This is a genomic window from Bacillus sp. JJ1127 (assembly GCF_036965845.1).
In the GTDB taxonomy this organism is placed as follows: domain Bacteria; phylum Bacillota; class Bacilli; order Bacillales; family Bacillaceae_G; genus Bacillus_A.
In genome coordinates, this window is sequence record NZ_JBALQK010000076.1 from 16,047 (window position 1) to 23,399 (window position 7,353).

General features: G+C 34.5%; 8 protein-coding genes. 4 read left to right on the forward strand and 4 right to left on the reverse strand.

What is annotated here, in order from left to right; all coding sequences use genetic code 11:
* Window positions 1-5 precede the first annotated feature (5 nt).
* Window positions 6-473 (reverse strand): YusW family protein, encoded by a 468-nt coding sequence (locus V7183_RS09230; protein WP_097894897.1) that lies wholly within the window; start codon window positions 471-473, stop codon window positions 6-8.
* Between the two features lie 173 nt (window positions 474-646).
* Between V7183_RS09230 and V7183_RS09235 the strand changes: the two genes are divergently transcribed.
* The 4 genes from V7183_RS09235 to V7183_RS09250 all read left to right on the forward strand — a co-directional run bounded on the left by V7183_RS09235 (window position 647) and on the right by V7183_RS09250 (window position 3,959).
* Window positions 647-1,546, forward strand: a complete 900-nt coding sequence (locus V7183_RS09235; protein WP_335359284.1) for a helix-turn-helix transcriptional regulator — start codon at window positions 647-649, stop codon at window positions 1,544-1,546.
* Between the two features lie 128 nt (window positions 1,547-1,674).
* Window positions 1,675-2,097 carry a hypothetical protein gene (locus tag V7183_RS09240; RefSeq protein WP_335359285.1) on the forward strand — a complete coding sequence of 141 codons (423 nt, stop codon included), beginning with the start codon at window positions 1,675-1,677 and terminating at the stop codon, window positions 2,095-2,097.
* 87 nt (window positions 2,098-2,184) lie between these two features.
* A complete protein-coding gene (locus V7183_RS09245; protein WP_335359286.1) occupies window positions 2,185-2,766 on the forward strand; it encodes a TetR/AcrR family transcriptional regulator in 582 nt (193 codons plus the stop codon).
* A gap of 53 nt (window positions 2,767-2,819) precedes the next feature.
* Window positions 2,820-3,959: a YhgE/Pip domain-containing protein gene (locus V7183_RS09250; protein ID WP_335359287.1), complete on the forward strand. Its 1,140-nt coding sequence runs from the start codon at window positions 2,820-2,822 to the stop codon at window positions 3,957-3,959.
* A gap of 260 nt (window positions 3,960-4,219) precedes the next feature.
* Here the strand turns inward: V7183_RS09250 and V7183_RS09255 are convergent, their stop codons facing one another.
* From V7183_RS09255 to V7183_RS09265, 3 genes are all read right to left on the reverse strand, one after another.
* Window positions 4,220-5,053: an aldo/keto reductase gene (locus tag V7183_RS09255; protein WP_335359288.1), complete on the reverse strand. Its 834-nt coding sequence runs from the start codon at window positions 5,051-5,053 to the stop codon at window positions 4,220-4,222.
* A gap of 1 nt (window position 5,054) precedes the next feature.
* A complete protein-coding gene (proC, locus tag V7183_RS09260; RefSeq protein ID WP_097894891.1) occupies window positions 5,055-5,858 on the reverse strand; it encodes a pyrroline-5-carboxylate reductase in 804 nt (267 codons plus the stop codon).
* Window positions 5,859-6,090: 232 nt separating this feature from the next.
* Window positions 6,091-6,942, reverse strand: coding sequence for a GRP family sugar transporter (locus V7183_RS09265; protein WP_097894890.1), 852 nt, complete (start codon window positions 6,940-6,942; stop codon window positions 6,091-6,093).
* Window positions 6,943-7,353: the final 411 nt, after the last annotated feature.

The window sequence follows — 7,353 nt, forward strand, 5'->3', positions numbered from 1 at the left end:
CTTCTTTATTTAATTTCTTTCTTATACTCTTTCTTCGTTCCGTCAGAGAAAACAACTTCTAAGTCGAACTTTTGATAATCTTTGTCCAGTTGGAAGACGCTTACCACTTGATCAATAACTTCTTGATCTGGTGTATTTTTATCAAATGTTAATTTTTGCAGAAGTGGACTTAGCTTTGGAATCGCTTCGTCTCCTGTTAATTTTACATTAGCTTTATGATCTTCAATTTTTGCGTCCATCTTTTTGTTAGCACCTTTGTTTTTATAATCAGCTTCGTAATCTTTCTTTGTATCTTGATAATCTGTTTTTAAAGTAAATTCATTAAAGTTAAGCTTTAAATCAGCGGGTGCTTCATTTTTCGCTTCGTCCGTTGTTTTCTTATTAGAAGTTGTATCTTGTTTTGCTGGTGCCTTACAGCCTGTTAATGCGGGTACTAGCATAAGAGCTAATAAAACTGAAAGTAAAATTCTCATCATATATTCCTCCTTTTTGTAACTTCCTTCCATACAAGTTTTTCCCAATTCCATGTAATTATGTATGTGTTCGAAATAAATTATTTTCCTCGTGTCACGTAGAATACTTCGCAATTTAAATCAAAAATAATTTGTATGTATATGGTAAATTGAAAATGTAAGGAGGCGCAAAAATGTACGAAGAATATAAAGATTTGATTAAAGGAGCAGTTACGTATATAGAAGAGCATTTAGATGAAGAACTTACGACTGAAAGAGTAGCTTCTTATAGTGCTATATCCATGTATCATTTTCATCGTATTTTTCAAAGTCATCTTGGAATGAGTGTCACTGATTATATTCGAAAACGAAGATTAACACATGCTGCTCAGGCATTGGTAATGACAGATAGATCAGTTCTTGATATTGCAGTGCAATATGGTTTCTCTTCACAAGAGGCATTTACAAGATCATTTAAACGAATGTTTCAGTTACCCCCTAAAAAATATCGTACATATTTTCAATCATTTTATATAGAAAGGGAGGGCGTTTCAATGCAAAAAGGATTACCAAAAGGGTGGGTATTAAGTGGAAGTCACCCTGGAGAATATGAAATGGGAATAGACTATGAAACTGTTCATCAAGGAAAAACATCGGCTTATATAAAAGCGAAAGAGGATGTTACACATGGCGGATTTACAACACTTATGCAAATGTTTAAAGCTGATAAATACAGGGGAAAGCGTTTGCGCCTAACGGCATTTATTAAAAGTAAAAGTGTGAAAGATTGGGCAGGACTGTGGATGCGTGTGGACGGAAAAGATACAGAGCCATTAGCTATGGATAATATGCAAAATCGTCCAATTAAAAACACGATAAACTGGGAGCCTTATTCAGTTGTGCTGGACATAAAAGAAGAAGCGATCGGAATTGCATTTGGCATTTTATTATCAGGAGAAGGCTGTATATGGGCGGATAGTTTTCGATTGGATGAAGTTGATGAAAAGGTGCCGTCAACGGACTTAGCAGAAAATTTTTATGAGACTCTTTCTGAAGAACCTACGAATTTGCAGTTTGAAGACATAGAAGAATAAGTAAAGGTGAGAAAGAACGCATGTGGAAAATGTTATTCTATTCAATATCGGAATTATTAAAATTAGAAACGCCTTTTTATTTTTTTATATGGTTTTTTGTACTCTTTATAATTGGTGTGCTCAGTGAAATGATAGAATCAATAGGGAAAAGAAAGCCACTTTTACATTCTCTAATTAAGGCCATTGTAGAATGTTTCCTTGCCTTAATTATTTGTATCGGTATTGGTATTCTATTATTTCGTATCATTCATTTCATATTTCCGAGTCAAGTTGAACCCTATGATATTGCCTATGGAAGATGGCTAGCATTCCTTGCATTAACTTTATTTTCAATTATCGGTTTTTTAGTGAAGATCACAAAACAAAAGACAAGGATATGGTTGAAACCGATGGGAGTCATTGCTCAATTTTCCTTTATTAGTATAAGTGTTTGGGGAACAATTACCATTTTTCAGCCATCTTTACATATGAGTATGCTAGTCATGCTTTTATTTAGTTTTATATTAACTGTACTTCAGTTTCTTGGTTGTTTATATGAGTATCGTTCTTAAAAATTTACAAAAAGCGGATTGACAATAATTAGAAAAAGTATATAATCTAAATGTAAGTGATCACTTGCATGAGGAAGAGAGGATTATATGGCGCGCTCAAAGACAGCAGACAAAATTATTCAAGCAGCAATTGAGTTAGTGAAAGAAAGAGGATATAAAGCAGCGACAACGAAAGAAATCGCAATGCGTGCTGGCGTCAATGAAGTAACGATATTTCGTAACTTTAAAAATAAAAAGGGTATCATTGAAGCAGCCGTTTATGAATTTTCATATGTGCCACATTTCAAGCAGTTTTTACAAACAGAAATTGTGTGGGAATTAGAAACGGATTTGAAGAATTTAGCAAGGCACTATCATAAATTTTTGAATGAAGCGAAAGACATCATTTCTATCGGTATACGTGAAACAGGTCAATTTCCCGAATTAGATGATGAAATTGCTAAGATACCAAAAGGATTAAAAGAAGAATTGATGATTTATTTTGAAAAGATGCAGCAAGAAGGAAAAATTATTCATACAAATATTGAAGCGCAAGTAATGAATTTTATATGGATTAATTTTGGTTATTTTCTATCCAAATTGCGTTTTGAAAATCGACTCATAGAGATCAATGATGAAAATTTTATTGAAAATAATATAACCTTATATGCTAGGGCATTAAGACCCTAGTATTTATTTAAAATTAAATGCAAGTATGTACTTGCTTGCGGAAAGGTGGAAAGATGAATACATTGAAGCAATTTTTAAAAATACCGGGTACGTATGTAGGAGTTATAGTGGCGTTAGCGTTTCAACTTATTTTCTTTTGCGTTTGGCTTACAGCATATGATGGAGTAAATGAAAGAGCGGATCAAATGCACATTGCTATTGTGAATCAGGATACGAACATGGGAAGTAAAGTAGCAGAAGGTTTACAGCAGAACTTACCTTTTCAAGTAACGAAAGAAAAATCTATGGAAAAAGCAAAAGAAGAAATGAATGCACATGCATACGATATGATTATTGAAATTCCGACTTCTTTTTCAAAGGATGTAAGTGAAAAAGGAAAAACAGATTTAACCTTTCATATTAACCAAGCAAACGCTATGATGGCAAAGCAGATGATGGAAGGAGTCGCGAAACAAGTTCGTGACAATGTAAATAAAGAAATATCAAATTATAAGCAGCAAGCAGTTGCTGGAAAATTACAAGCCATGGGTCCAGGGAGCGTAGAAGCAATAAAAGGTTTAACTGAAGACTCAGTTGGATTTACGATTCACAAAGTAAATGATGCAAAAGGATTTTCCGTAAACATGGTACCGCTTATGATCGTGTTAGCTTCATTTGTAGGGGCGATGATTATGAGTATGGAATTATCTAAAGTGGCAAAGCAGGTAGGGGGAAGCTGGGATAATTACTTATCACGACAAGTGATTAACACCGCAGTATCAATCCTACTTGCATGCATTACAGTTGGTTTAATGAAAGTATTTCAAATTGAGGCGCAAGAAACAGTGTGGAATGTATGGGTATTTCAAGCAATTGTCTTTTTTGCTTTCCTATCATTAACACAAATGTTTATTACTCTATTTGGAAATGCAGGCATGCTTTTTAATATTATTTCGCTGTCATTACAACTCGTAAGCTCTGGTGTTATGGTACCACATGCAATGTTATCAAAAGCATATCAAACAATCGGTGAATTATTTCCCGCAACATACGCAGCGAATGGTTATTATACAATAATATTTGGCGGTGGAAGTTTGAAAGAAAATATTATTTCTCTATTATTTATAATTATCATTACACAAATTGTAGCGCTAGCTGCGATGGGAATATCATTTGTATTAAAAGGGAAGAGGCGTTTAGTAAAAGAAGCATAAAGAAAAAAGGTATCTGTTTTTCTTAAATCATCATAGATGTAATGAGCAAACAAGTAAGTTGTATTCAGTTTTTTTTAAGAGAAGCAAGCCACTGTGCATATAGAGAGAACTGAAAAAGTCCCTCAAAAAGAAAAAGAAGATAACCTCCCATGTAAATAGGTAGTTATCTTCTTTTTAGTTTCTGTATTTTGATAAAAGTTCTGTTGTTGGCTCAAAGTAGACACTTTTCAGCAGCCTTTGCATATACAGAGGCTTTCTTTCTAAAAGTTAAAATTATCAGGATCTGGACCAACGCGGTGATTTTCATTTAATGATTGAATAGCTTTCATATCTTCAGTGCTTAATTCAAAATCAAAGATATTTGCATTCTCAATAATGCGATGTTCTTTAATTGATTTTGGGATAGTCACAACTTCATTTTGCAGATCCCAGCGTAAGATGATTTGAGCAGTTGATTTGTTATACTTTGTTGCGATTTCCTGCAATGTTGGATGATCAAGTAATTGACCTTGCATTAATGGTGACCAAGCCTCAAGTTGAATGCGATGTTCTTTACAAAAAGCATGCAGCTCTTCTTGTGTTAGACGTGGGTGATATTCGACTTGGTTAACCATTGGTTTAATCTCAGCGATTTCGAATACATCTTGTAGATGGTGAATATGGAAATTGCTGACGCCGATAGCACGAACGCGACCATCTTTATAAAGTTTTTCTAATGCTCTCCATGACTCAGTGTATTTTCCTTTTACAGGCCAGTGTACTAAATAAAGATCTAAATATTCTAAACCAAGTTTTTCTAATGTAGTTTCGAAAGCTTGTAATGTTGACTCATAACCTTGATCACTATTCCATACTTTTGATGTAATGAATAGTTCTTCGCGCGGAATACCAGATTCTCGAATTGCTTGTCCAACACCTTCTTCATTTTTATATATAGCCGCTGTATCAATGCTACGGTATCCGTTTTTGATAGCTGCTTTTACAGAATCAATAACTTCTGTACCATCTTCAACTTTAAAAACACCTAGACCAAACCAAGGCATCTTCACGTCGTTATGTAATGTTGTGTAATCTTGTAAACTTGTGATTGTCATATTATTTCCCCCTAGCTTTTTTATTTGTTGCTTCAATTGCTTGGTGAATGATCTTTGCGAAATTATGCTCATATAAAACATTTAAACCTTCTGCAGTTGAACCACCTGGCGTTGTCACTTGTTCCCGCAGCATGGCTGGATCTTGTTCTTGCTTGAGCATAGCAGCAGAACCAGCAATCATTTGAATGACAAGATGTTTTGCTGTTGCTTCATTAATCCCATAACTTTTTGTTGCTTCAATTAGACCTTCAGCAAAGTGGTACAGGAAGGCCGGTGCACTGCCGGTAACAGCAGTTAACCTATGAATTTCTTCTTCAGTGCAAAGTTGTGATGTACCAATGCCCTTTAAAAGAAGTTGCAGTGTTTCTTGCTGTTCTTCATTTACGGAATGCCCCATCGTATATAAGGAGATAGACTGTCCAATCGTCGCAGCTGTATTTGGCATAATCCAGGCAACTGGTGTACCTTGAGGAAGTTTTTCTTCTAAGTAAGATGGGCCAATTCCAGCAGCAACGGTTACTACAAACTGATGAGTTAGAAGAGGAGATAATTCCGCTAATAACTGTTCATGTGCAGCTGGTGGCATTGCTAAAACGATGGTATCCACAGCTTTGATATACTGTTTCCAATCATTTGTAGTCGATACGCCATATCGTTGCTCTAATTGTTTGAGCTTTTCTGTATCGCTTCGATTAGATACAATAATTTCTTCGATGTATTCTTTACTCGTCTTAAGTAGGCCAGTAAATATTGCTTCTGCCATACGTCCGGCACCAATAAATAAAATTCGATGTTTTTTTTGCATATCCTTTATTCCTTCCTATTCTCAGAGATATTATAAAAAACGATAACATTTGTGGGAGATTTTTGTAAAAAGAAAAGACTTGTATCTCATATGAATGAGCAGTAATATTCCTATTTATTAAAGTTTCACTCTATCAGGGAGATATGCGTCGGTTGAAGTAAAATGAAAAAACCTAGCATATAAGTCATATATCCAACTTACATGCTAGGTTTGTATTGTGTTTATGAATACATTATTTTTTTGTTAATCCTAGTAATACAGCACCGCCGATAATTAAGACACTACCAAGTGCAATAAACACCATTTGTCGTTTTGTTTTCTTCTCACCTAAGAAGACAATTGCACCAAATGTTGAGATAACGATTCCCGTTTGGGATAACGAGAAACTTGTTGCAACACCAACTTTTGGCTGAGAAAGGAATAAGAATAAGTTACCTGTACCCCATAATAAACCAGATAAGATATTGCGAATTGCATATTTATTGAAAGGTTTATGTTTTGCAGTTAAGAGTACGGCACCGGCAAACATACCAACAGCTTGTGGTAGGATAGCAGCCCAACCATCGATGTTATACCAACGAATAATGATTACATATACTAGATATCCAAATGTTGAGAGAATTAGTGTAAGGATACCTTTTTTAAATTGACCAGGTGGTTGCGCATTTTCTTTATCATCTAAAGAAGTGAAGACAACACCAACAACAATTAATAGAATTGCAATCGTTCCCAGAATAATTGTAGTTGTAGTTGTCCATTCATGGAATACAATTACCCCAAAGATAGAAGTAGCTACAAGTTGCATACCTGTTGAAATGGTAACAGTGGTTGAAACACCTAATGTTTCAACCGTTTTTAATTGGTTAACTTGTCCTAAAGCCCAGAATATACCTGAAATAAAACCTACGATTAAAACTGTTAAAGTAAGTGTTGGCTGTGTAAATGCAAACATAATTGATGCGAAGAATAGAGCACCGATTGTCATACCTACCGTTTGGCTATATGCACCACCGCCCATTTTTACGCTTACTAATAAGACGTTTCCCCACGCAATTGCAGGCAGAAGCGCTAATAAAATGTCCATTACAAGACTCCTTCCATTTTACTATATTAATATAACTAAAATTCGTTCTAACGATTGGTAATTCTCCACTTGAAAAGTAGAAGATTAACGATCGTTAAAACAGGATGAAGAATTTACGATATAAATGCGTTTTCATTTCTTCATTTTTTCAAACACTTTCATATAATAACAGGAAAATGCTCTTTTTAGAAAGTAAATTCAAATAGAATGTATATTGTTATAAATATAAAAATTTCGTCATTAATTGCAATAAAAAAAGATCTCAATTTGAGATCTTTTTAAGGGGGTGGGGAACTAAAATGATGCAGCTCTTTTTAGCTAATGGGAAGATGGGGACAATCTATTTCCCAAAAGTGTTACTTTATGTCTTCATTATATGAAATGTGACCAATAGTAACTATCGAATTAGCT

Excerpts from the sequence above, each read along its gene's own strand:
- V7183_RS09240 (WP_335359285.1), top strand. The coding sequence starts at position 1,675 with ATGATAGAATCAATAGGGAAAAGAAAGCCACTTTTACATTCTCTAATT.
- V7183_RS09235 (WP_335359284.1), top strand. The coding sequence starts at position 647 with ATGTACGAAGAATATAAAGATTTGATTAAAGGAGCAGTTACGTATATA.
- proC (WP_097894891.1), bottom strand. The coding sequence starts at position 5,858 with ATGCAAAAAAAACATCGAATTTTATTTATTGGTGCCGGACGTATGGCA.
- V7183_RS09250 (WP_335359287.1), top strand. The coding sequence starts at position 2,820 with ATGAATACATTGAAGCAATTTTTAAAAATACCGGGTACGTATGTAGGA.
- V7183_RS09245 (WP_335359286.1), top strand. The coding sequence starts at position 2,185 with ATGGCGCGCTCAAAGACAGCAGACAAAATTATTCAAGCAGCAATTGAG.
- V7183_RS09230 (WP_097894897.1), bottom strand. The coding sequence starts at position 473 with ATGAGAATTTTACTTTCAGTTTTATTAGCTCTTATGCTAGTACCCGCA.
- V7183_RS09255 (WP_335359288.1), bottom strand. The coding sequence starts at position 5,053 with ATGACAATCACAAGTTTACAAGATTACACAACATTACATAACGACGTG.
- V7183_RS09265 (WP_097894890.1), bottom strand. The coding sequence starts at position 6,942 with ATGGACATTTTATTAGCGCTTCTGCCTGCAATTGCGTGGGGAAACGTC.